General features: G+C 43.3%; 20 protein-coding genes. 17 read left to right on the top strand and 3 right to left on the bottom strand.

Annotated elements, in window-relative coordinates; genetic code table 11:
• The first annotated feature begins 75 nt into the window (after nucleotides 1-75).
• The 4 genes from HQN90_RS07220 (at nucleotide 76) to HQN90_RS07205 (ending at nucleotide 6,978) form a co-directional block, all read left to right on the top strand.
• Nucleotides 76-1,662: an extracellular solute-binding protein gene (locus tag HQN90_RS07220; protein WP_173217123.1), complete on the top strand. Its 1,587-nt coding sequence runs from the start codon at nucleotides 76-78 to the stop codon at nucleotides 1,660-1,662.
• A gap of 28 nt (nucleotides 1,663-1,690) precedes the next feature.
• Entirely contained in the window at nucleotides 1,691-3,610 is a 1,920-nt protein-coding gene (locus tag HQN90_RS07215) for a family 43 glycosylhydrolase (protein WP_173217122.1), read from the top strand.
• A gap of 113 nt (nucleotides 3,611-3,723) precedes the next feature.
• Complete coding sequence (locus HQN90_RS07210; protein ID WP_173217121.1) at nucleotides 3,724-5,160, top strand: response regulator; 1,437 nt, start codon at nucleotides 3,724-3,726, stop codon at nucleotides 5,158-5,160.
• Between the two features lie 15 nt (nucleotides 5,161-5,175).
• Nucleotides 5,176-6,978 carry a cache domain-containing sensor histidine kinase gene (locus tag HQN90_RS07205; RefSeq protein WP_173217120.1) on the top strand — a complete coding sequence of 601 codons (1,803 nt, stop codon included), beginning with the start codon at nucleotides 5,176-5,178 and terminating at the stop codon, nucleotides 6,976-6,978.
• 58 nt (nucleotides 6,979-7,036) lie between these two features.
• Here the strand turns inward: HQN90_RS07205 and HQN90_RS07200 are convergent, their stop codons facing one another.
• Entirely contained in the window at nucleotides 7,037-9,739 is a 2,703-nt protein-coding gene (locus tag HQN90_RS07200) for an MGH1-like glycoside hydrolase domain-containing protein (RefSeq protein WP_173217119.1), read from the bottom strand.
• Nucleotides 9,740-9,884: 145 nt separating this feature from the next.
• Between HQN90_RS07200 and HQN90_RS07195 the strand changes: the two genes are divergently transcribed.
• Nucleotides 9,885-10,778: a helix-turn-helix domain-containing protein gene (locus HQN90_RS07195; protein WP_173217118.1), complete on the top strand. Its 894-nt coding sequence runs from the start codon at nucleotides 9,885-9,887 to the stop codon at nucleotides 10,776-10,778.
• Between the two features lie 131 nt (nucleotides 10,779-10,909).
• Nucleotides 10,910-11,365, top strand: a complete 456-nt coding sequence (locus tag HQN90_RS07190) for a DinB family protein (RefSeq protein ID WP_173217117.1) — start codon at nucleotides 10,910-10,912, stop codon at nucleotides 11,363-11,365.
• Nucleotides 11,366-11,436: 71 nt separating this feature from the next.
• On the opposite strand, the gene HQN90_RS07185 is transcribed toward HQN90_RS07190, so the two are convergent.
• A complete protein-coding gene (locus tag HQN90_RS07185) occupies nucleotides 11,437-11,838 on the bottom strand; it encodes a VOC family protein (protein WP_173217116.1) in 402 nt (133 codons plus the stop codon).
• 382 nt (nucleotides 11,839-12,220) lie between these two features.
• Here HQN90_RS07185 and HQN90_RS07180 point away from each other — a divergent pair, with 382 nt between their 5' ends.
• Nucleotides 12,221-12,790: an SF0329 family protein gene (locus HQN90_RS07180; RefSeq protein WP_173217115.1), complete on the top strand. Its 570-nt coding sequence runs from the start codon at nucleotides 12,221-12,223 to the stop codon at nucleotides 12,788-12,790.
• Nucleotides 12,791-13,225: 435 nt separating this feature from the next.
• Here the strand turns inward: HQN90_RS07180 and HQN90_RS07175 are convergent, their stop codons facing one another.
• The gene (locus tag HQN90_RS07175) at nucleotides 13,226-13,648 is read right to left on the bottom strand and encodes a GNAT family N-acetyltransferase (protein ID WP_216855241.1); all 423 of its coding nucleotides are present in this window, start codon (nucleotides 13,646-13,648) and stop codon (nucleotides 13,226-13,228) included.
• 301 nt (nucleotides 13,649-13,949) lie between these two features.
• Between HQN90_RS07175 and HQN90_RS07170 the strand changes: the two genes are divergently transcribed.
• The 10 genes from HQN90_RS07170 (at nucleotide 13,950) to HQN90_RS07125 (ending at nucleotide 25,483) form a co-directional block, all read left to right on the top strand.
• The gene (locus HQN90_RS07170) at nucleotides 13,950-14,315 is read left to right on the top strand and encodes a hypothetical protein (protein ID WP_173217114.1); all 366 of its coding nucleotides are present in this window, start codon (nucleotides 13,950-13,952) and stop codon (nucleotides 14,313-14,315) included.
• A 228-nt stretch (nucleotides 14,316-14,543) separates the two neighbouring features.
• The gene (locus HQN90_RS07165) at nucleotides 14,544-16,238 is read left to right on the top strand and encodes a sensor histidine kinase (protein WP_173217113.1); all 1,695 of its coding nucleotides are present in this window, start codon (nucleotides 14,544-14,546) and stop codon (nucleotides 16,236-16,238) included.
• 11 nt (nucleotides 16,239-16,249) lie between these two features.
• Nucleotides 16,250-17,866, top strand: a complete 1,617-nt coding sequence (locus HQN90_RS07160) for a response regulator transcription factor (RefSeq protein ID WP_173217112.1) — start codon at nucleotides 16,250-16,252, stop codon at nucleotides 17,864-17,866.
• 97 nt (nucleotides 17,867-17,963) lie between these two features.
• Nucleotides 17,964-18,896: an ABC transporter permease gene (locus tag HQN90_RS07155; protein ID WP_246362129.1), complete on the top strand. Its 933-nt coding sequence runs from the start codon at nucleotides 17,964-17,966 to the stop codon at nucleotides 18,894-18,896.
• 16 nt (nucleotides 18,897-18,912) lie between these two features.
• On the top strand, nucleotides 18,913-19,797 hold the full coding sequence (locus HQN90_RS07150; RefSeq protein WP_338042288.1) for a carbohydrate ABC transporter permease: 885 nt from the start codon (nucleotides 18,913-18,915) through the stop codon (nucleotides 19,795-19,797).
• 52 nt (nucleotides 19,798-19,849) lie between these two features.
• Entirely contained in the window at nucleotides 19,850-21,376 is a 1,527-nt protein-coding gene (locus tag HQN90_RS07145; protein WP_173217111.1) for an ABC transporter substrate-binding protein, read from the top strand.
• Between the two features lie 5 nt (nucleotides 21,377-21,381).
• Nucleotides 21,382-22,197, top strand: a complete 816-nt coding sequence (locus HQN90_RS07140) for a sugar phosphate isomerase/epimerase family protein (protein ID WP_173217110.1) — start codon at nucleotides 21,382-21,384, stop codon at nucleotides 22,195-22,197.
• A 24-nt stretch (nucleotides 22,198-22,221) separates the two neighbouring features.
• Entirely contained in the window at nucleotides 22,222-23,349 is a 1,128-nt protein-coding gene (locus tag HQN90_RS07135) for a Gfo/Idh/MocA family protein (RefSeq protein WP_173217109.1), read from the top strand.
• Nucleotides 23,350-23,363: 14 nt separating this feature from the next.
• Nucleotides 23,364-24,572: an MFS transporter gene (locus HQN90_RS07130; protein WP_173217108.1), complete on the top strand. Its 1,209-nt coding sequence runs from the start codon at nucleotides 23,364-23,366 to the stop codon at nucleotides 24,570-24,572.
• Between the two features lie 224 nt (nucleotides 24,573-24,796).
• On the top strand, nucleotides 24,797-25,483 hold the full coding sequence (locus HQN90_RS07125; RefSeq protein WP_246362128.1) for a dienelactone hydrolase family protein: 687 nt from the start codon (nucleotides 24,797-24,799) through the stop codon (nucleotides 25,481-25,483).
• Nucleotides 25,484-25,510 lie beyond the last annotated feature (27 nt).

Below are 25,510 nucleotides of genomic sequence, written 5' to 3'. Positions count from 1 at the left end.
GAATGTTCTCGATTGTATGCGCACTGCGGAAAAGTCGGATTTCTGGTTAAAAACGATAAAGGAGAGGTCATAAAAATGAAAATTAAAAAAATGGTGGCTTTACTACCGGTTTCGACACTATTAATAAGTGTTTTGGCAGGATGTGGAAGCGACAGTAATAAAGTAAGCCAATCAGCATCACCAGCAGCTTCAACTGCTGCTACACCTTCAGGTCCTCCGGTTACACTAACGGTTGAAGTATTTGACAGAGGCGTACAGGGACAGCCAGATCTGAACAATAATACGTGGACTAGGTATATCAATGATAATTTTGGTAAACAGAACAATGCGATTGTGAAATTTATTACGGTACCTAGATCTCAAGAAATTGACAAGCTCAATGTATTGATGGCAGCAGGTGAGGCACCCGATATCTCATTTACTTATGACAGCCCAACCGTATCCAGATACGCTAAAGTGAATGGTATTGTTCAATTGAATGATTTATTGGCTAAGCATGGCAAAGAATTAACGAATTATTTGGGTAAGACCGTTCTTTCTTATGGACTGTTTGATGGAAAACAGATGGCAATTCCCGCTAAAAGAACTTCACTGGCCTGGATTGGTATGTTTATCAGAAAGGATTGGCTCGATACATTAGGGATGCCTGTTCCTACTACGAGGGATGAATTATATAATGCTTTAGTTGCATTCCGAGATAAAAATCCGGGAGGCGTGAGTGGCGTTATTCCGTGGGGATTAGCCGCAACTGGTTTTAATTATAACTACGGAAATTTAGGTGAATCTTTCTGGGGGAAACAGTCGGAGGAAGAATTTGTTACAGCTCCGTTCAGCTGGTTAAGACCTGGAAACAAGGATGCGCTGAAGTTTCTGAACAAGCTCTACAATGAAAAATTAATTAGCCCTGATTTTGCTTTAGACAAAACAGCCAAGCAAGCGGATGCTGATCTAACAAACGGAAAAATCGGATTTTTCAGTGCAAACTGGGATTATCCGTTAAGACAAAATATCAGTCAGCCATTAAAAGCAAATGTGCCTACCGCAAACTATGTACCCATTGACATTTTTCAAAATTACGAAGGCAAATATAAGAAAATCGCCTATAACGAAAATGGCGTCAATGTCATTATTCCGAAGACTAGTAAAAATGCAGAGCTGGCTATTAAATACTTAAATTGGATGTCCGACCCGAAAAATTTATTTTTCCTCCAATATGGTCAAGAAGGAATTAACCACAAGATGGTGAATGGGATTCCGCAGGTTATTAATCAAACAGGGGACAATATGCAACCGAGTTATCTAAATCTTGATTATACACTGGTTGTAAATGGTGTGGAGCTTGGCGACCCTCAGAAAAATATTAAGGCTTTAGCTGCATCGGCTCCTGGACTTGAAGATGTTGCAGAAAAATCATACAAAATCAATACGACGGATACGTACACCAGTTTCTTCTTTGATACGCCAAATGAGTCCAATATTAAGTTTGGCAAAACACTTGGGGATATGAACAAACTAATGACGGATAAACTGATTGTCTGTAAGCCTTCAGAATTTGATGCTTTGTATGAGAAGTTGGTTGCAGAATACCTGGCAGCAGGCGGGCAGGCTGTTACGGATGAAAATGTGAAAATCTACAAGGCAATGCAAGCAAATAAGAAGTAATTGGAAGAACATTTACGGAGGTTGTCTCATGGGAAAAATCAAACAATCTAATTTGGTATTGTTATGCATTTCAATTGTCATTTGCTTGTTTGTATCTTTACCAGGACTGGCTTATGCGGCTCCGATTCACTCTGGTCCACAATTTGTGGATGGCTATTATGCAGATCCCGATGTACAGAATTACAATGGGACATATTGGGTGTATCCGACTCGGGCGACTCAAGTTGGTGAGTCTGGCACTGGCGCAAAATCTATGGACATTTTTTCTTCAACAGATATGGTCAACTGGACAAAATACTCAAATGTCATAAGTTCTGCCAATATATCATGGTTAAAAGATTCCTTGTGGGCACCAAACGGGGCTTATCGCGATGGGAAATACTACATCTATTTTGCTGCTAACGCAATCAATGGCGATGGACAATTAGGCGGAATAGGTGTTGCAGTTGCTGATAATCCACAAGGTCCATATACCGATGCGATTGGCGCACCACTTATCAATGTTGTAAGAAATGGCGCAGGTCCAATGGACCAAGATGTATTTTTTGATGATGACGGCCAGGCTTATATGTATTATGGCAGCTGGGGCGAGTGTAATGTTGTAAAGCTTAACGCTGACATGAAGTCTCTGGGAACATGGTCTGACGGAACCGTCTATAAAAAAGTTACTCCCACTAAAACGGGCGATAATGATTATTTTGAAGCGCCTAAAGTGTTCAAGAGGAACGGGATATACTATTTGACTTATGCTGCCGGTGTATGGGCAGATTCATCTTATAAGGTCATGTATGCAACTTCCAGCTCTGTAACAGGACCATTTGTACCAAAAGGTATTATGCTGCATACGGATACTACAACAGCAGATGGACCTGGTCATAATGGTATTGTTAAATCACCTACAACCAATGATTGGTACATTTTTTACCATAAGCGTTATCTGAATAGTCCACAACGCGTACTGGCATTTGATAAATTCGAGTTTAATGCAGATAATACGATTATACCAGTCGAAATGGCAGTGGAAGACAACTTTGATGACGGTAATGATACAGGGTGGACAAAATATGGCGGGACATGGACAGTATCAGGCGGTCAGTATCATGTAGCATCAAATCCAGGTGCCAAGGCTCTTCTGGACACCAATTTCTCAAATATGATTTATGAAGCTGATGTGACACCAGGTTCAACCGGCAATGCGGGTTTGGTATTTAGGGTATCAAATCCAGGAACAGGTAGTGATGCTTACCAAGGCTACTATGCTGGACTCGATGTTCCCAATCAAAGGGTGCTGATTGGGAAGGCAAACAACAACTGGACATCGCTCGCCACTGCTTCTATGAGCTTAACGGCTAATGCACAGTATCATGTTAAAATTGTTGCACAAGATGAATCCATTAAGGTTTATGTTGATGATATGACTATACCTAAGATAAGTGTGACGGATTCAACCTATATTGGGGGTAGTATAGGAGTTAGGACCTATGATTCAGCTGCAAAATTTGATAATATTTCTGTACAAAGCAGTCAATATGAAACAGAAAATTTAAGTATTAGCGCAACTTCGGGCGTCAAACACACCATGTTCGGAAATGGAACCGGGCGAGACCTTAATCTGAGCGGTGGATATGGAACTACGCTGGAAGCCAATGGAGCCAATGACTATGTGACATACACGGTGAATGTGCCTGAGGCACGCAGCTATAGTGTAAGGGTCGGTGTGAAAAAGGGACCCAACAGGGGGCAGTTCCAGCTGTCGGTAAACGATGTAAATCACGGTTCGATTCAGGATCTATATGCAACTGGATTAAACTATACGGAACTGAATGTGGCCAATATAACCTTCAGCTCGGCAGGCAATAAATCTTTCAAGTTTAATGTTGCAGGTAAAAATGGTTCAAGCTCAGCCTACCATTTGTTGCTTGATTATATTAAACTAGTACCAAACTGATGCAAGTTAAGCTTTACACCTAGGCTCCAGCCTAGGTTTTTTCCTTTGATGATATTGTTTATATGCGTGGGAACATAAAATTTTTGCAATGACCAACGATCATGGAGGTACTTATGTATCGTGTAATTATTGTTGATGATGAACCTTGGGCGATAAAAGGAATACGGAATGCCTTTAACTGGCAGCAATATGGGTTCGAAATCATAGGTCAATTTACAAGTGCCCATAAGGCAATTAAGTTCATATCCGAGGAATCTCCTGATTTAGTCTTTACAGATATTAGAATGCCTGAGATTTCCGGCCTTGACCTTATGAGGATGACGAAAGAGATGGGATTGGATGTTGATTACGTTGTTGTAAGCGGTTTCGCTGAATTTGCTTATGCGCAAGAGGCGATAAGATATGGCGCGCTGGATTATTGTCTCAAGCCCTTAGATATTGATTTGGCAGATCCCTTAATTGAAAAGCTGGCCTTGCATTTCTCCAAGAAGCGAAGTCTTCGAAATAACCTTATTTTAGAGGCGCTTACCGCATCTGATAAAAGTGATTTAAAACGTTTGACGCCATTTTTTGATCGTACACCGGACGAGTATTTGCGTGTCGTTATCGTGTATTCCGATAGTGAGAAAAAGGGTGGTCAAGCCATTAAGTTTGGCGATATCGAGCATACCTTAGAAGTTGAATTTGGCTCAAGAAAGACACTGTACATTCTCAAGAGTGATAAGAGATCAGAGTTGGATATTCAATTGGATGCTGCAATATTCACCGGCTCGAATATAAAATCAATAGGAATTAGCTCCATTTCTACGAATTACGATCAAATGGCCAAGCTAATCAAGGAATCCGATCTTGCAGCTTCACAAACATTTTTGAATGAAGAAAAAGGGATATTTGAATATGAGCCAAAACTTAGCTTGGTTAATCCGTTTATAGATGGCATTGCTTCTAGTATGAAAGAGAAAAAGTTTGAAGACATGGATGACATCATTCAGAAAATGAAGGTTTTCTTCTCCTTTCATCATTTAGGTATGGGAGAAGTCGTTTATTTATGGAATCAAGTCGTTAGCAGCTTGGTTGGCACCTATTACGAAGAGTTGAAGGACATGGAGCTTGATTTCCTCAATTACTCTGAACTGAAAGAGCGATTTGAAAACTTTGAGTCCTTATGCAGCTTTTTACATGACATTTTTAACTACTTAAAGCAACTAAACAGCCAGTCCATGCATGAAAGCGATAAGAACGCTTATTTTACCCAGATGGTGAAATACATCGACAATCATTATCAGGACGAGTTATATCTGAAAGATTTATCTGTCAAATTTCTGATCAACCAAGTGTACTGCTGCCAACTGTTCAAAAAAGTTTTGGGCAAAACCTTTTCGGGCTATGTAACCGATTTGAGAATTAAAAAAGCTTGTGAGCTATTGAAAAATACAGAGTTGTCCATTGAAGAAGTAGCAACCAAAGTAGGTTATTTTGACTATTATTATTTCAATAAAGTATTTAAGAAACAATGTGGGATAACGCCTACGAAATTCAGAAAAAGTTGACTGGAGTGGGGAGACTTGCAGATTAGTAGGCTAAAACTTAAACATCAAATCTTACTGATATTTTTATTTTCGGTTTTCATATTTACCATCATGGAAGTCTATTCCTACTATAGCTTTTATAATTTAACCCAAAAGAGAGCTGTAAATTATGGGAATACGATCATAGAACAAACTCGCCAAAAGATCGATTCTGTTTTTAACGATATTAAAGTCAGTACGAACATAGCTGTTGATAATAAATGGGTACAGGAGTTTACCATTGCAGATGATGATTATAAGAGGGGGTTTGAAATTGGCACTTATGTCATTGATCTCATTGAATATATGAGGTTATTTAATTCTTATTTGAATGGCATTGTGATTACGGATAATCAAGGAAGAAGAGTTTCCAGTTTAGCGACGACCAACGGTGATATTACGTTTTCAAATCAGTATATTCATTTTATTAATTCATTTAAAAATGAGAGTCAGACAGGTGCTAAAGGGACATTTACAAACTTATTAAAGGACGAAAAAACAGGAAATGACTATTTCTTTTATATAGCACCCATTATTGAGGCGATTGGCGGGGTTCAATTTTCTAAAAAGACAGGCTATTGTTCCGTAATGGTGAATATGGATAAGATACAAGATCTTGTGGAAAACACAGAATTGACGCCTAATTCAGCTTTGTATATCCTTAACAGCCGAAATGAGGTCATTGCGTCAAATCATGCAAAATTGCATGGCAATTTATTCAAGGAAATTCTTTCGATAGATAGTCAAAGTTTAACGAATGGGGTAAAAACCAAAATCAATGGGGAAGATGTCATCGTACAGGCAAAAGGCTTGAGGCAGGCGGACGAGTGGCGGATCGTAAGTATGATACCGGTGCATGAACTGACAACGGACATGAAGGCAATTAAGAATATTAGCATTATTGCAGGAATTGGTATCATTATAAGTATGATGATTCTGGGGTACTTTTTCTTAAACAATCTGACTCGACCTGTGATGGGGCTTGTCTCAGATATGAAAAAAATTGGTAATCGCGACAGGAGCTTTCGGGTAAAGGTACGTTCAACCAATGAAGTTGGCGTTCTGGCTTATGATATTAATAGGATGATTGACAATATGGAAGAGATGACGAGTCATGTTATTAGTACCCAGGCAAGATTATATGAAGCGGAATTGAGCAAAAAACAGGCGGAGTTTTCTGCCTTGCAAAGTCAAATCAACCCGCATTTCCTTTATAATACTTTAAATTGCATTAGTAGTATCGGTCTAGAATACGGCAGTAAGGAAATCGCGCAGATTACTTCGAGTATGTCAAAGATTTTTCGATATAGTATTGAAAAAAGCGAACTCGTCTTAATCAGCGAAGAAATTCAATGTATTAAGGCCTATCTCAATATTATTTCCATTCGATATGAGAACAAGTTTTCTTTGGAAGTTAAGGTTGATGACAAGTTATTAGGTATGAAAACACCTAAAATGATATTGCAGCCCATTGTGGAAAATTCCGTCTATCATGGACTCGAAAGTATGGACGCAGGTGGACAACTTTGTGTAAGCGGCAATATGGATGAGAATGGAGATATCTGTTTTCAAGTAGCGGATACGGGGAAAGGGATAGGTCAAGATGAACTGGAACGTATGAAAGCGAAACTGCATATGGCCTATTCGGAGAGAGTGGAAAACAGTTTGGAAGGTAAAAATATAGGGCTTTCCAATATTAATAATAGGATAAAGTTGCTGTTTGGAGAGGGTTACGGGGTAGAGATAGAGAGTCAACTTGGTATTGGAACGACAGTGATTGTTAAGATTCCATCGATATGAAAAAATAAAACAAATAGAACCCGCCAAAGATAGGCGGGTTCTGTTGCGTAAAAATCATTTAGCATGCTCGGATCCGCACAGCGGCCTGCGGCATGCAATCGGTAATGTACATTTCTACACCACCACACTTGTTAATCGTCCACTGCACGGTACACCCTGTTCCCTCTACTTCATAGTGTACGCCTTCTGCCATGTTGACCACGATGCTGAAGGCTTGTTCCGCTTTACTTGTATAGTTAAATTCCGCCTGATACGCCGTATAGCTTTCGTTAAAGGACTGCTGCAGCATCCATACATTAAAACCAGTGGAAACTTTGCCAAGCTGGTAATAAGCAGCAAACCAATTGATGACCGGAGCCGACAAACCGCCGAAATGATGCCATCCTGCGCCTCGACCTGTCTGCACGATAAAGTGCTCATAACAGTTGTAGGTGGCCTCGGTCTCACGCTTCCATAAGTCTAAAGCGGTGTCCGCGATGCGGAAGGCAAGATCGGAGTAACCCAAATCGAGCATGGTTTTCCAGAAAAACCATTGATGCGGCATCCAAACCGCACCGTTCCAGTAGCCATCCGCCCGATAATAAGGCGCGCTTTGGTCAACGGTGGACAGGCCGATTGGCGTCCATAAACGTTTATCATCAAATAGCGCGGCTACTAGCCGATCCGCACGCGTTTTGGTACAGATGCCGGCTACTAGCGGGTAAAGCCCATCCATCCCCATGTTGTAATTGGCCCCGGAGCTGTGCCGTAGAAGGCTTTCTGGCTCACCCTGCTCGCTATGCACGACATAACCATAATAACCGGCTTCTTCATCCCACGCATACTTCTCCAAAGCATGACTCCATCGTTCTATATCCTGCTCGTATTCGCTTATGTCTTCCTGCCAATTGTCCGACATTGTGGCAGCCATTTTCAGGATTTTAGCAATACGAATGGCCTGGCTCGTTGTCACAATAGGGGCAACTGTTGCTTCCAGCATTTGCGCATGCACATATGTTTGCGGCGGATAGTCGTCCCACCCCCCGGAATTATAGAAGTAATCCCATGTCTTAAGCAGTCCGGAGCGCAGTAGGCCAGTAGTAGACCCGCTCATTTTCCCGGCTAGGAACAAGTAATATTGACGCAATCGCGGATAAAAATGATGCAAGAAGGCGAGAGACTGCCCTTGGTTCCACAGCTCAAGAAACACATAATGCTGCACGGGCACAGGGCTGCCATGATGAATGAAGGCAGCCTGGCGGTCACCAGGTTCTGTCATATACGCGTTCAAGCAATCTATGGAGCGCCCTGTATCCAAATCGGAGAACCCGAGTGCGATAAACCCTGAATCCCATGTATATAGGGAATCCCACCAGCGCCCTGGCGTACTGTGGCGAATATACCTGCGTTTGGTGTAGACAGGGAAGACAGTATTGGTTAGCAGCGTAGCCCGCATAAGCTGCTGGCTAAACGCATAGGTGTCACCGGCAGCATAGGAGGGAGGCGGAATTAACTTCGCACGTTCAGCTTTATAAATGGCTTCGCATTGGTCGTAGTCTAGCGAAACCGCTGTTAAGGAGGCAAGCACTTCTTCGTACGTCCCAGAACAGACCATGCCATGAAGGATCTTCGATGAAGCGGGTACGACATAAATGGGACGCATGAACACATTCGTAAAGTGACCCTTTCCATTACCCTGCAAGACCGCATCAACGTGATTATGCACCGTATGACGGGCATACCGATCCAGTTCGTCGTTTTTGTATTGTCGTATCTCGACATGGGGGTAGCTCCACAAAAGGCCGTAATGATACGGGCAATCTTTATATCGGAGGATCAGGCTGCCAGGAACAGGCCCTTCCAGTAATTCAGGCTCGATGTGCCAGGGCCGGTCGACAAAGACAACCTCCTGGGTAGCGTTGTGCTCGAGTAGGGTAAAGCCGTCCAGCACCAAGGGGGCGGAGCCGCAAGCAGATAAGGAGAGCGTGAAGTCTCCTGCTGCAAGCATCCCGATCGGTAGATGGGCAACCCTGAGGAAGTTGGAAGCCTCTATATCAAATCGGTATGTCTGATGTCCAATTTGAAGCTCAAGCTCCCCGTTTTTCTCCGTTTGGTAGCGCAGTACAAACACGCCGTTAATTAAAGGCTCTGCGAGGTTTATCTCATAACGCAGCAAGTCCCCTTGATCGGCACCGAAGTTGCCTCCTATTGCGGACCCTCCCGTAAAATGCTGGCCTCGAATTTCACCCCTAAGAAAACCGTCATAGACCAAGCCGTCTGACGGTCGTGGGCGTGCGAAATTCAATTCGCTATAATCTAGCGCATCAACCCACACAGCGCCCTCGGGCAGCTGTGCATCTGCACATACCTGTACGTCGCCGTGCCCGAGAAGGCGAGGCGGCTGAAGCGAAGCCATCCAGTGCAGTACCAAGTTTTGCGGCTGCTCGGATTGGTTCACGAAGGATACTCGAATCAGACGGCACTGATCGGCTATACGGCTGAAGGAAATGTCGGTATAGACGCGATCTTTCCATTCAAGCTCATGGCGGTGGGAGAAGAAGCTGTAATCCGCCGTTGCCTCCCATGGATGATAGCCAGATTCCCATAGCACGCTGGGAACATCCATTTTTCTCCTATAGAAACCAGGCATTAAACTAAGATCAAAACGCAAGCCTTGCGCTTGATCGCTGATATGGGAGATACCCATGTATTGTTTGGTATAAGGTCCCCAAGCAGGCAGTCTAAGATCATGGTCACCTTGGAGTGTCTCGATCTCATTCATTGTCTATCGCTCCTTTGGAATGTAGGTACTTCTCTTTATTTTAAAAGAGTACATACCAAAATGCCTCTTGATATAAGCTTCAATTATCTTGAAAACGGACATTCATGATATGATGGGAATAACAATGAAGTGCAGGAGGATCCCCGTGCCAGTGAATCTGACAGCTTACGATAAAGAACATGTGGATTATGAAGATCCAGATTTCCGGATGAAAATATGGACCCTACATCATCCTAGCCAACCATCCGCTCAATATGGACCCTGGCACTATCATGAAGAGGTGGAGTTGATCGCTGTGCAGCAAGGTACCCTGACGATGGAAACAACACATCTCAGCTATCATCTGCAAGCTGGTAATGTGGTGATGCTCGGTTCCAATGAAGTGCACAGATCCCATAAACATGGACATGACGATCTGCTGTATATCGTCTGCCATGTTGATATGGCAGCTTTTATGGATCCATCTTTGATTTCGTATCTCGCCGCATTTACGGGCCGCTCGGCCAATTTAACACAGTTCAATGAGACGCTGCGCAAATATCCGGCAAGCATACAGGTCATTCACCAACTTATCCATCAGATGCTGCTCGATATGACGATACAACAGCGGGGCTACGAGCTCTCTATAAATGCTAGCTTGAAAAAGCTCATGTACACGTTAATTCAGATTGATGATGCGCACATCATCAAACCGATGGATCCACAGCTAGCGGAGAAATTGCGTCCTGCACTTGTTTATATCGAACAACAGTTGGAAATCTCTTTCCAAATTGCGGATATAAGCAGCAAGCTGAACTATAATAGCAGCTATTTTGCCAAGATGTTCAAAAAAGGAATGGGGATGACGTTTACGTCCTATGTCCAGATGCGCCGAATGAAACGAGCAGAGCAGCTCTTGCTGACAGAGGCGTGGTCGGTAACTGAAATTAGCGGCAAAGTAGGGTTTACCAGTCCAGCCCAGTTTTATCAATTATTCAAAAGGCACTTCGGCTGCTCGCCGAGGCAGTTTGTTGAGAAACGGACCCTCCCTAAACTATAAAGCGCCTCATCTGATTTGGCTTAAATACTGGCAGCTGCTGTGAAAAAGGTTGTTTTAGTTCATTCAAATGATTAAAATAACGGATAACAGTAGGTTCAAGTCATCAATGAGACGAAGAGGGGGAAACCGAAATGAAGACGATCAAGTGCATGATGGACCACTTGTACTGGGCGGACGGACGCATCTTGGACGCGCTTGAGAAGAGTGAGACGAAGAATAAGGACCTTCTGAAGCTGATTCGGCACGTCGCGGTCGCGGAACGAGTCTGGCTGTCCCGATTGCAGGGCAAGGGAAGCGCGCAATATTCGTTGTGGGAGGAAGCGGAAAACCTGACGGCGATCCGGACAATGTTCGAAGAAAACGCCGAGCAATATCGCGTCTATATCGAAGGGCTCGAGGAATCCGAATTGGACGAGATAATCGACTATGCGAACCAGAACGGGGTTCCATTCCGAACGTCCGTCCGGGACATCCTGTTGCAGGTCCTCTTACATGGGCAATATCATCGGGGACAGATCAACCGGGGACTTCGGATCGATTCGGCAGAGCCAGCCCAAGTCGATTACATCACGTTTGCGAGGCTCTAACAGGGTCTAATAATTACCGTTAATTGTAAAAAAACGCCGATGACCTTAAACAGGTGACCGGCGTTTCCATATTAGCGTTTCGGCATTTTGCTCTTATCCATGTACAGCAAGTTCCAGCGGTGACCGTCCAGGTCGGCAAATCCTGCGCCGTACATCCAGCCGTCAGTTTCACTCGGCTTGCCAAAGATGCTTCCTCCGGCAAACTCTACTTTTTGAATAAAGGCATCTACTTCTTCTCTGCTTTCAGCGCCAATGGAAAATATTACTTCTGCGCTATGGGAAGTATCTGCGGTTTTTGAACCTGTAAATTTCTCAAACGCCTCATCTGGGAACAGCAAAATCGTTGTTTGGCCTATGGCAAGCCTGGCTCTCTCGTTACCAAAGCTCACCGCATGGAATCCAATCTCATTGAAAAAGGCAGTTGACCTCTCAACATCTTTGACCGGCAGGTTAATCCAAATCTCCTGTGACATGGCTGCAGCCTCCTAGAATATTTTTTCAACTATTCCTACTATACTCTACATCAGGCATCAGAAGCGAATCTTATAGACATTTGTCCATTATTAAGGAAGGTAGAGTTCCACACCTCGCATATCTGGAGCAAGGACATTATTTCACAAAATAGCGTTAGATGAATGAAGAAGGTCACAAAAATAACAATAAACCGGCAGCAGATCAGAGATCCGCTGCCGGTTTTCCTATTGTGCTAGCAAGTAAGTGGAGGAGGTTCACTATGATCGAAGTGTTGGTTATTGTATTATGGATAATAGAACGACTTGCCTCAATAGAATATAGAAGCCTTTATGGAATTCAAGGTGTTAGATGGCAAGTTCACTCGTTAAATAGGAGGATTACATGGCCTGGAGCAAATTGAAGCAACTTCTGGAGAGCTTTCTCTGTCCTGCACTATATGGAAGGTTCGAATACCGTGCAACTAGCTACCGTTATTTACCTGATAAAGCAGGACATTGTTATATTGCAGTAGATAAAAAGAACGTACTCAATATGAGTGATATAACTACCTTAATCAGATGGTATCATACGGAGCTGGAAATAAAGAATGATCCAGATATCCAAATTCCGATCAACAATGAAGAAATTGAAGCTGTCAGAAAAGATACCAAGGGGATAGTTCCGGAGGATCGTCTCCAAGTAATGGCAAGAAATAGAAAAATATCAGAATATGCAAAGGAGCTTTTATCAGAACAGTCAGCATTAAGTAAATCCAATTTTATTGTTGTAGCCAATAAGTTTTTATCTATTTCTATAGAGGAAAGCCTAGAGAGCAATGATATCTTATTGAATATTTTAGCTTTGGTTGACAGAAGAGTTGGAAAAAAGCGAATTATAAACATGGCCGAGAAGATGAAGTTAAAGCATCCAATTGTGCAGTATTTTTATGAGCTACGACTTAGTACGTTATGAAAGTTAATTTGAATTAATGACTAATATGAGATTCCTACTTCATATTTGTTCTAACGAAGCTAGCTCCCGGAATTTACCGGGGGTTATTTTTGTGTAATTTCTAAGAGCCGGTCATTCGTGTGTTCCCCACAGTCCCAGAAGGGTGGAATGCGGAATTCTCTTTATGGTGTCATGGCGGCTTTAAAGTGACGTCCGCGGTCAGCAACGTTCATCTTTGCCGCAAAGAGTGAGATTTTAGCGAGACCCCTAAAAAGAACGAAGTCGACTATTATGTGCAGACAACATGAATGTCCAATGACACAAATGTGCCTACATAACTTATAAGTAATAAGCCTGAGAAGTCAGGCTTTTTTTTCTGTAGAAACATTTTTCTTGCGGTTTTTCGCAAGGTTTGGTTTATTTTTGTCATCAAAAAGCAACGAGTGGTGGCGATCGCTAAATTTCTTTATCGAGCACATGCTGCGATTTTTTAGTTGTAAAGCCAATTCGATTATAAAATTGGACGGCATCTGATCTAGTCTGATTGGTACGCACTCTAATTTTTGTGAATCCGGATTCTGCTGCCCATTGCTCACATGCTTGTACTAATTGTTTGCCAATCCCATTTCCTCGATAAGCACTGTCGACGATAAGTCCAGCTATCTCAACAAATGGTGGCGATTCGATTAAGAAACGGACATTAGCATGAATCCATCCGAGCAAAACATGGTTTGATTCCATCACATAAACAATATGGTCGTTGTGATTAGAGATATATTGGAATCTCTCTTCAAGTTGGGAGACATCCACTGGATAGCCCAATTGGCTTGAAAGCCTAGCGATCTCTTGGGAATCTCTCAGAAACGCTTTTCTAATCAAAATAACAACACCCTCTCGATGAAAGATATCAAATTGAATTTTAGCATAGATGTGTTATAAGTATATAGAACATTTGTCCCTTCCATATTCCTCATCGTTACATTAGGGGGTTCGATTAACGGAGAACGATAGTTGAACAAACCTAAAAAGGCTGCCGCGTGCAGCCTTTTGTGCTGACGTTCTAAGCTTTTCTTGAGCTAATATCGCTAAATCAAGTGATAGAACAGACGTACCTTATTTCTTGCATAAATGTGATACAATTTCACTAGAAGCATAAAAACGATGAAAGGACCCTACTAACATGGAAAACGTATCTAATGTGGTTAAATTGGAATCAATAAAATCTTTACAATCGACAATCCATAAACTCGAGAATGCTTTGTCCAAGATGACTCAAACTGGGGCGAATACTTCCCTTGTAAAGAAAAGACTCAGAGCAATTTACATCGGTTTAGCCGTGCTAGAACACGTTTGGAATCAAGCGCCTAATCATTACCCTCAGGAAGATTTAGCAGATGCCCGCTATGTTATTACTGGTTTATTTCCATCAATTAAAAACAGTTATACTAAGTCAAAAGACGGTTCCCCTCAAAGAACGCTTTTAGAAAGAAGAATTAAATCGTTGGAACTGGCTGTACAAGCAATAGACGATCTTTTCACTAAATAACTCATATTGAAAACTAAGCGTGATTTTCATGAGAATCCTAAGGATCGGCAGCAGTTATTTACAAATAAAGCTAACGTAATATAAGAGCACAGTGATGGAACCGATCCATCGCTTATTTGCATTTCGGAACGAAGCTGCACTAACGGGAGGGAGGGGAAACAGACGCTTGTATCGAATATATTCCGAATTCTGGAATTTAGGCGCCTTGCCTTAGGAGGTTAATGAATCATGCCATTCATACATAGACTCTCGAATAAGTCCATTCGATTCAAGCTGATCGTGGGCTTTCTTCTGCTTGTCATTCCTTTGCAGCTTCTGCTTATTTTCGATAATTACTACGGGATGAAAGTTGTTCGTGAGCAAGTAGCCAATTCCAATCGCCATTTGGTCGCATTATACATGGATCAAGTTGACCGGAATTTGGAGGAGATCGATAAATATTTACGAACAATGGTCGCTTTTGAGAACGATTTAATTAAGTTGGATATATCTGCAAAAGTGAACAGCGACGACTATCTCTTGGCGAAGATCAATCTATTCAATAAATTGGAAAGAGATATCCATACTTACAAAGAGATGGATTATCTATTCATTTATTCATCGGTCAATAAAGAACTTATTACGAATCAGCCGTCCGACGCGACGATGGAACAACTGAAAACGATCCAGTCAGGGATAATTCAGATGCTTCGGGAGAGGGAAAGTTTCCAGAAGCAGGACTTCGAAAAATGGTTTCCATACCAAATTAACGAAGATTACTATATCGTTAAAATACAAAAAATTGGGGATGTGTATGTCGGGGCATGGGTGAAGGCATCGAAGCTGATGATTCCTTTCGGCTTGCTGGATATGGGGCCAGAAGGGAAATCTCTGCTTGTCACAGAAAATCTCAAACCGATGAGTGACAATACTTCCATTGCTAACAAGAATGATTATTTACAAGTCAGTACACATTCCAAGCAAGGTAATTTCTCCCTGTTGTTCTTGATCCCTTATAGCGTCATCTTGGAACATCTCCCGTTTCTTCAGCGCCTTTGGTACCTAGTGATCTTAGGAGCCCTGATCATTTTGCCGATTTTTTATATCTTCCTGCGGCATATTATCTTACTTCCTATTAACCGGATCGTAGAGGTCATGAGACGAGTACGCGACGGCAATCTGGACCAACGGGTTAAGCAATATCCTGTTTCGTTTGAGTTTGAACTGATGAATGATGTGTTTAATAGCATGGTTTCGGAGATCAAAGCATTAAAAATCACCGTCTATGAAGAGCAACTGTTCATTCAGAAAGCGGAGCTTAAATATTTGCAACTGCAAATCAATCCGCACTTTTTTCTGAACGCGCTGAATACAATTTATAACCTTGCCCAATTTCAAAACTATCAATTAATACAGGATATGTCGGAGTACTTAATCACCTATATGAGATTCATGTTTCAGAACAACTTGGAGTTCGTCAAGCTGGAAGATGAAATCGCTCACACCCGCAACTACTTGCAGATCCAGGCAATGAGGTTTCAGGATGGGTTTACTTATCAGATTAACAGTGACGAATCGCTTTCCCAGGCATTGATTCCTCCGCTGATCATACAAACTTTCGTAGAGAACACGATCAAACATGCCATTACGATGGAGGAACCGATCCAGTTAACTGTGGACATGGAGCTTTGCGGGGATCAGGAGCCCTATCTATGCATCGTAATCCGAGACACGGGGAAAGGATTCTCAGAAGAGGCGTTAGTGAAGTGGCAATCAGAAGTTGACTTAGCCTATGAGAACAACGGGTATATTGGCATATGGAATTCCAGACGTCGATTGCGGTTGATCTACCAAAGTAGGGCTCAATTGATAATATCCAATCATCCGGATGGGGGAGCAAGCGTAGTGGTAAAGCTCCCGTTCGTTCTTGAAAATGAGACCTGAGGAGGAAAGACATGTATCAATTACTGATCGTTGACGATGAGATCCATGCGGTGAGAGCCGTTCAAGCTGGAGTGGATTGGGCAGAACTGTCAATCTCCCATATTCATGTAGCTCATAGTACGAAGCAAGCGATGAGGATATTTGATGAACATCTCATTGACATTATGATTTGCGATATTGAGATGCCTCAGAGCAGCGGACTTGAATTGTTGTCATGGGTAAGAGAGCGACATTCGTTAACGCAATCCATATTTCTAACCTGTCATTCAAGCTTTGCCTATGCGCAGGAAGCTCTCCAATTGGGAAGCCTTGACTATATGCTCAAGCCTGTTAAGTTCAATGAACTGCGAGCAGTTGTTCTAAGAGGGATAGAGATGATTAATGAAAAAAGAGATCAACAAATCAGCATGATAGAGAACCAATATTTTGCCAATCTATGGCATACGAACCGCTCTATTTTAATGGAGAGGTTCTGGCAGGAGGTGATGGATCAGAGCGTATCGAGTCCGGAGCGGATACGGGATGTTCTGCACAGAAAGAACCTGCCAATCCGAGAGACGGAATCCTTCCTGCCGATCCTGATCTTCGTTCAGCGCTGGGCGGAGAAGTTGAACGCTCAAGATAAGAGACTTATGGAATATGCGCTGCTGAATGCCGCGGACCATATGATCCTTCACGGCGATGAACATGGCCAATTGGTACGCATGAGCAGTGACGTGTTTGTAGCACTCCTTCCTCTACGTGAACAGACCGGAAATCTTATGGAGGATATGAGACAGCTGTGCGAAATCTACATCGAGTCGTGCAACAGATATTTCCGCTGCGATCTTTCGTGTTATGTGGGCGAGAAGGGATGGATCCATGAGATGGCGATCCGATATAACAGCTTGATCTGTATGAAGGATAGCAACCTGAATCGGAGTAACCACGTTTTTTTCTTGAGCGAGGATTTGAAGAGCTCGGAATCGATCGATGTCCTGCAAATGAACGTCTGGTTAAAGATGCTCGAGCAAGGCGCCTATGACGCCATTCTTGCCGAAGCAGAACGCTATTTGAACTCGCTTAAGGAAGTCGTTGGATTGAAAGCAGAGGTTCTGGAACAATTTTTCCAGAATTTCTTACAGATGATTTATTCTTTTATCCAATTCAAAGAATGGCAAGCCTATCAGGTTCTAGGGGAAGCGATAGCTATTGAGCAAATGTCGCAGGCTATACGCTCTGTGACTGATCTGCAGATCTGGGTGAAGTATGCGCTGGATCAGACGATCAAGTTTTGTTATGTAACGGAGGATACCCAATCGGTCATGGATAGAATCTTAACCTTTATCAAGCAGCATCTTGACGAGGCCATTTCTAGAGAGGATATTGCAAGGCATGTCAATTGGCATCCGGACTATTTGTCCAGACGGTTCAAAAAAGAGACAGGCAAATCCCTTGTGGAGTTTATCGTAGAAGAGAAAATTGCGATGGCCAAGGAGCTGCTCGTGACCACCAATATGTCCGTAAGCGACATTGCATTGAGTGTAGGCTATTCGAATTTTTCTTATTTCTCAAAGATATTTAAGCATGGGGTACACATGAATCCAAATCAGTATCGTAAATCCCAAAGGTCAGAATTGTATTACTAACAAGTCAGTTTAGTAGTGGCTCGGCAGGGGACTCCAAGATTACAATGTAATCAAGCAATGAAATTACCATTACATTGCGGAAAGGAGGACCACAACCATGTCATCATGGGTAAGCAATGCGAGCTTAAAGAAGATGAAGAAATACAAAATGCTTTATCTTATGTTAATACCGGGAGTCTTCTATTTGCTCATCAATAATTACGTTCCCATGTTCGGAGTAACGATTGCCTTTAAGGATGTTAACTTCGCCAAGGGTATTATGAACAGCGAGTGGGTCGGGTTCAAAAACTTTGAGTATTTGTTCAAAACAGAAGATGCTTACATCATTACAAGGAATACCATTTTGTACAACCTGGTCTTTATTGCCCTTAATCTGGCTGTCGCCGTCGCATTGGCCGTATTATTGAATGAATTGAAAAATCGTTTCTTACCCCGGTTTTATCAAAGTATCCTATTGCTTCCTTATTTAATGTCTTCGGTCATTATTGGTTATCTCGTCTATTCGTTGCTCAGTATGGAAACGGGACTCATTAACAACACGATCCTTCCGCTCCTGGGACATGATGGAATTATGTGGTACAACGATCCCAAGTATTGGCCGTACATTTTAACATTGGTCAAAATATGGAGCACAGCAGGGTACTTGAGTGTCGTTTATTTCGCGGCTGTAGTCGGTATTGATCAGGAGTATTATGAGGCAGCAACGCTCGATGGCGCCAATAAACTGCAGCAAATTTTCAAAATTACAATTCCCCTGATTATGCCAGTTATTATCATCATGACCTTACTCCAAATAGGCCGTATTTTTTATTCAGACTTCGGTCTGTTCTATCAAGTCCCACTTGATTCCGGTGTCCTGATGCCAACAACCAATGTTATCGATACTTATGTTTATCGGGCGCTGCTCAAAAACGGAGACATCGGCATGTCATCTGCGGCAGGGGTATATCAATCCATTGTTGGGTTTATCATCATCCTGATTTCGAACTATGTCGTTAAGAAAATTAATCCGGATAATTCCCTGTTCTAAAAAGGAGTGAGATGAAATGATGCCTAGGAAAACGGAACAGTGGGTGATGAATGGTATCTTTATCGTAATCTCCTTGCTTTGCTTAATCCCCTTCATCCTGCTTGTTGCCTCATCGATATCGAGCGAGAATTCGATTATCAAGAACGGTTACACGTTGTTTCCGACAGAATTCAGTCTGGAGAGCTACAAGTACTTGTTCAAGGAGCCGGCTATGCTGATTCGAGCATATGGTATCTCGATTTTTGTAACCGTCATCGGGACAGTGACTAGTTTGATCGTGATGACGTTACTCGCTTATCCGATTTCACGAAGAGATATGCCGCTGCGAAACGCAATTTCTTTCTTTATTTTCTTCACCATGCTGTTTCATGGAGGACTTGTCCCTACCTACTTAATGTATTCGAATGTGTTCCAGATCAAAAACACGCTATTCGCACTTTTGATTCCTGGATTACTTGTAAGCGCATTCTTTGTAATTTTGATTCGCACATTTTTCACAATGAATATTCCGAGCGAGGTGATTGAGTCAGCTTATATGGATGGCGCCAGCGAATTCACAATTTTTGCTCGAATCGTTCTGCCGTTATCTACCCCGGTATTGGGAGCGGTTGGCCTATTCCAATTGATCAATTATTGGAATGACTGGTTTAATGGGCTCATCTATATAACGGACAGCAAGCTGTATAGTATTCAAGTATTGCTCAACACCATTCTATTGAATGCGCAATACTTGGCTAGTAATTCGCATTTTGTTGCTGACATGGGGACACCAGACGGCATTCCTAATAATGGTTTGAAAATGGCGATTGCCGCCATCGGCGTGATTCCTATCTTAGTGACCTACCCATTCTTTCAAAAGTATTTTGCAAAGGGACTTACTGTAGGTGCAGTCAAAGGATAAAGCGATAATGAGTTCCAAAAGGGTCGCAACTATTAGAATGGGAGGATCTACTATGCGTAATAGGGTAAATATTATGCTTTTGATCATGACATTGTTGTCGATGATACTGGCAGGTTGCAGCAGAGAATCGACCAAGTCCACTGCGGTTGAGGGAGATAAGGGAACGACTAAAGCCAGTGATGAGAAGCTGCCGCCATATCAGGTTAAGTTAGTATTTTATGGACCGGCTCAAAAGGATTTGGAATTGGTTGAAAAAGAGATGAGCCAAATCACGCTCAAAAAAATCAATGCGACAGTTAAACTGGAAAGAATTGAACCAGCCGCTTGGGATCAGCAAACCATACTTATGCTCACCGGAAATGAACAAGTCGATCTAATCGTAACAGGAGGCACGGAATTTTCAAGGCAAGTAGCGCAAAAACAATTGCTGCCGCTTGACGATTTGCTTAAATCCCAAGGGCAAGACATCCTTAAAGCTCTCCAACCGGAGATCCTGGAAGCAACCAAAGTTGATGGGAAAATTTATGCCATTCCAAGTATTAGAGACTTTGCCTCCAATACCAACGTTATGATGCGCAAGGATCTACTGGATAAATATCAACTAGATGCAAGTAAGGTGAAATCGTTTGACGATTTGGATCCGATTCTGGAAACGATTCGCAAGAATGAGCCTACGATAACTCCGCTTGGCAAGCCAGGTGCTTCTGCGCCTATCTTAAATCGTATATTGGAAAGCAGTTGGGACATTCTCGGTGACAATATTGGCGTGTTAAATAGTTTAGATGATCTCAAGGTCGTCAATTTATTTGAGACGCCGGAGTACGCGAAGCTGTTAAAAACGGTTAGACGCTGGTATGAAGCAGGTTATATTAGCAAAGATGCTTCGACAAGCAAAGAAACAGCAGTCGATTTAATCAAGGCTAACGTCGGTTTCGGCGTCATTCAAAAAGGCAAGCCAGGTGCGCTTGCCCAAACTGAAACGCGTACTAATACGAAGCTTGAGCTGGTCAATATCGGCAAACAAGTCACAAGCACAACCAATATTACAGCTATTATGCTAGGTATCCCTGCCAATTCCAAAGATCCGAAGCGGGCCATGATGTTTTTGAACTTGCTTAACTCGGATAGAGATTTGATTAATCTCATCGACTGGGGGATTGAGGGCAAGCACTATGTAAAGGTTGGCAAATCCATTGATTTCCCGCCTGGCGTCAATGCAACAAACAGCGGCTACAACATGCGGCAAGGGTGGATGTTTGGCAATCAGCTTCTATCTCACACTTGGATAACAGACAATCCTGATCTGTGGAACGAGATGGATCAATACAATCGAGAATCCAAAAAGTCTGCAGCCCTTGGTTTCAGCTACAACCCATCGCCGGTAAAAACCGAATTAGCAGCGATTACAAACGTTGTTCGTCAATACCAAAGCGGTCTAGAGAATGGCGCCCTGGATCCAGAAATCAATCTTCCTAAATTCAATGCTGCTCTTCATGCGGCAGGGATAGATAAGGTCATCGCTGAGAAGCAGAAGCAATTGGATGAATGGGCAGCAAAAAACAAAAAGTCAGGGAGATGAGCGAAATGAAGATATCTATCGGCGGGTATTCGTTCCAAAACACATTTGTACAAGGTAAAATGGACGTTTTTGGTTATTTGGAAACGGTGAAATATCGTTACGGTCTGAACACGGTTGATTTGTATAACGGTTTCTTTGTCGACAAAAGCAAGCCAGTGTGGGAATTGGCAGATGATGATTATCTTCATAAAATTCGTGAAGCCCTGGATGAGAAGGAAATGACAGTCGTTAACTTTGCCATTGATACCGCTTCTCTATGGGATCTGGACAAGGAGAAACGCGAGCTGCAATATCACAATGCGTTAAAGCATTTGCGTGCTGCAGACATACTAGGTGCTAAGACGGTGCGAATTGATACAGGCGGCTCGTATTCGAATGATCCAAAAGGCGATTTCTTCGAGATGAGCCAAGAACAATTTGAGCATATCGTACAAAGATATCAAGAGTATAGCCGGATCGCAGCTGATTTCGGCAGTAAGGTTGGCCCGGAGAATCATATGGGGCCTTCACTTAATCCTCATTTCCTGAAGCAGATCGCTGAGGCAGTCAACCATCCTAATTTCGGTATTTTGCTGCACGTTGACCGCTGGAAGGTTGATCCAGAGGAAGGAGATTCCATTATCGCACCATGGGCATGCCATGTTCATTTTGGAGGCAAAACGCTGGCTGCGGAAGATCGAGCCATTCGTATTGCACAAACGTTGCATGACAGAGGATTTAAAGATTATTGGGCAATTGAGGATAATGCGCCTGGCAATCAATATATTCAGGTGGAGTGGGCAGTTGCCGCAATGAAAAAAGTATTATCGCATGTAAATTAAGAGAAGCCAAAGGAGCGAATACAAATGAGTAAAATTCGAATTGGTATTGTCGGTGTAGGATTGATCGGTATTACACATCTGAAAAACTATGCTCAGATCGAGCATGCTGAGGTTGTCGCTGTCTGTGATATTAATGAGCAAGCCGTCCGGCATGTAGCCGACCAATTTCAAATCAAGGATATATACACCGATTTTAGGGAGATGCTGAAACGGGCGGACATTGATGCGATCGATGTCTGCCTCCATAACAACTTCCATGCTCCAGTCACCATTGAAGCTCTTGAGGCAGGGAAACATGTATATTGCGAGAAGCCGATTGCCGGGACCTATTATGACGGCAATACGATGCTGGAGACAGCTAAAGCTTGCAATAAGATGCTTCATATCCAACTGAACACACTGTATAAGAAAGAGACCAAAGCAGCCAAAGTGTTAATTGAAGAAGGAAGCTTGGGCAAGTTGTACCATGCCAGATCAACAGGGTTTCGCCGCAGAGGACGTCCGTTCGTGGATGGCTATGGCACCAAGTTTTTCAACCGGAAAGAAACCGCTGCAGGAGGCGCCTTACTTGACATGGGGGTCTATCACATTGCGCAGATGTTATATCTTCTGGATCTTCCGAAGGTGAAGAGCGTATCCGGGAAAGTTTATCAAGAGATGGATATGGACAAGGCAAGAAGAATAGAATCCGAGTTCGACGTCGAAGAGCTGGGTGTTGGGTTTATCCGATTCGAAGGCGGGGCAACGCTTGATCTCATCGAGGCATGGTCGATCCATATGGGAGGTTTCGAAGGGTCAAGTATGATGGGCAGCAAGGGCGGAATACGGCTCCCTTCGTATTCATCCATATCTCAGACCGGTGCTCTCAGCTTTCATACGACCATGGCAGACATGGATATGGACAGCACCGTGAACCTGGACGACATGGAGCTCCGTTGGGGCAGGCTCAAAGCGGATTACGATGCGTACAGCTCCTCGCAACATCATTGGATCGCGGCCTTGCAGGGACGAGTACCCCTTCTGCCGACTGCGGAGATTGCGTTGCAGACCATGCTAATCAGTGAAGGCGTGTACCTGTCCGACCGACTGGGACGTGAAGTAACAGCAGAGGAGATCATCGCGTATTCGGAGTCAACCAATGTCAAATTGTAAGGGATGAAGCAATCATGTCGGATCATACGATTAGCCGCAATATGCTTGGAATGCTGAAGGTGTTCAACTTTGTGCTCTATGGGGCCCTGGCTATTTATAGCACATTCTTCGCGTTATATCTGAAGGATATCGGGTTTTCAAATGTGCAGATCGGACTTCTGGTAGCCGGTGGCCCGCTCATCGGACTGGTAGCTAATCCATTCTGGGCGTACTGTGCGGATCGGTTTCGCAACAACAAGCGCATTCTAATTATTTGCCTAATCGGTAACTTTAGTGTCATGCAATTTGTGTTTATGACGGAATCCTACCCGTTGATTTACAGTCTGATGCTGTTTTATTTCACGTTTCAAAGCCCGCTGTTCACGCAAAGCAACAGCTTGATCCTTAACGTCATTGAGGGGACTAATCGCAAATTTGGAGAGTTCCGTGCGTGGGGGTCGCTGGGATGGGCGCTTATTGCGGTCATTGCTGGTCCGATCATTGGCTGGCTGGGAATTAACAAGCTCTGGATTGTATTCGATGCGATGCTGCTATTCGCCATATTCTTTACCTTCCTGATGCCCAGCGGCAACGAAAGGGAGCAGAAAGCGAAGTTTACAAACAAAGGCTATTTCACGGTATTTCAAAATAAATATTTTCTGATCTTCGTCTGTTTGGGCGTGCTAATATCGATTCCCAACTCGATAAACACGACCTTTCTCAGTATCTACATTAGAGGCTTAGGCGGAACCAATACGGTTGTCGGTTGGGCTGCCTTCGCCACAGCCATTCTGGAAGTGCCCGTATTTTTGCTGCTGGACCGGTATTTGAAGAAAAATTCGCGCACCATGCTGGGCTGGTTGACCGTGATCAGCCTACTCTTTTCGGCTCGCTGGTTATTGATGTCTGTCGCGAGTTCGGCTATCCAGGTCATATTCATTCAATTGCTGCATGCCATAACATTCGGTGGCTACTACTACGTTGGGACACAGCTTACTTCGCACCTTGTCCCCGGTGAATACCGATCCAGCGGGCAAGCGGTTTATGGTCTGACATGGGGAGGTATATCCGGAATCATAGCAGGGATACTCGGCGGCTGGATGTTCGAGAATCTAGGAGCAGCCGTATTGTACCGAATTTGCTTTGGCATCACGATCTGCGGTTTTATCGGTTTCTTCTTATTACAGAATTCGTACCGGAGAAATGAGCGTTATGCTAGCGCACAAAGCGAAAAAACGATGTAGTTAGTGGTTTTGGAAAGTGAACGTGACCCGTAGGAATGCATTCTTTGATGAATGTAAAGCCTATGGGTCTTCGCGTTCCTCTGGTATTGGTAAATGGCAAGCTAATTTAAATGAATGGTGAATTATAAGTACGATTCAGAATGGTAGAACCTCATTAGGTATCGAGTTCGGTTCTACGAGAATTAAATCCATAAATTGTCATCAGTTCTTCGAACGAGAAGGATATGACGGATTGGTTAGTAAAGGATTTAAAAAATATTTCTAACGGGCAGGATAACGACAGGAAGGAAGCGAAATCGAATGAGGATCAATTTGGAAGGAGAATAGAAATGGCAGTGATTCTTTTGTTGCACCACGCATTGGGACTGACAAAGGGTATTAATGCTTTTGCCGACGAGCTCAGAGGGGCGGGTCACACTGTTCATGTTCCTGACCTTTTCGACGGTCATTTGTTTACCACGATCGAGGATGGCATGACCTATGTCAATGAGATTGGTTTTGAAGAGATAACCAAGCGAGGTATACGTGTTGCCAGTGAGTTTCCACGTGAGATCATCTACGCGGGGTTTTCGCTCGGTGTGGTTGCGGCTCAGAAGCTCGCTCAGACTCGTGAAGGCGCTCGTGGTGCATTGTTGTTTTACTCCTGCGTTCCAGCCTCGATGTTCGGATCTCCCTGGCCGGCGGAACTGCCGGTGCAGATTCACGGCATGGACGCGGATCCCTATTTCGTTGATGAGGGCGACATTGAGGCGGCACGCGAGCTCGTGACTACGGCCGATCATGCCGAACTCTTTTTGTACCGAGGAGATCAGCACTTGTTCGCTGATAGAAGTTTGCCGTCATATGACGCAATCGCAACGACGCTGCTGTTGCAGCGTGTACTCGAATTCCTCCAGCATTTGGATAACTGAGCGTAGTTGCATTAATAAAAATAAAAT

It is taken from the genome of Paenibacillus alba, assembly GCF_013204855.1.
Classification (GTDB): domain Bacteria; phylum Bacillota; class Bacilli; order Paenibacillales; family NBRC-103111; genus Paenibacillus_E; species Paenibacillus_E alba.
The sequence above is the reverse complement of the archived record's forward strand: the minus strand, read 5'-3'. Positions and strand labels throughout refer to the sequence as shown.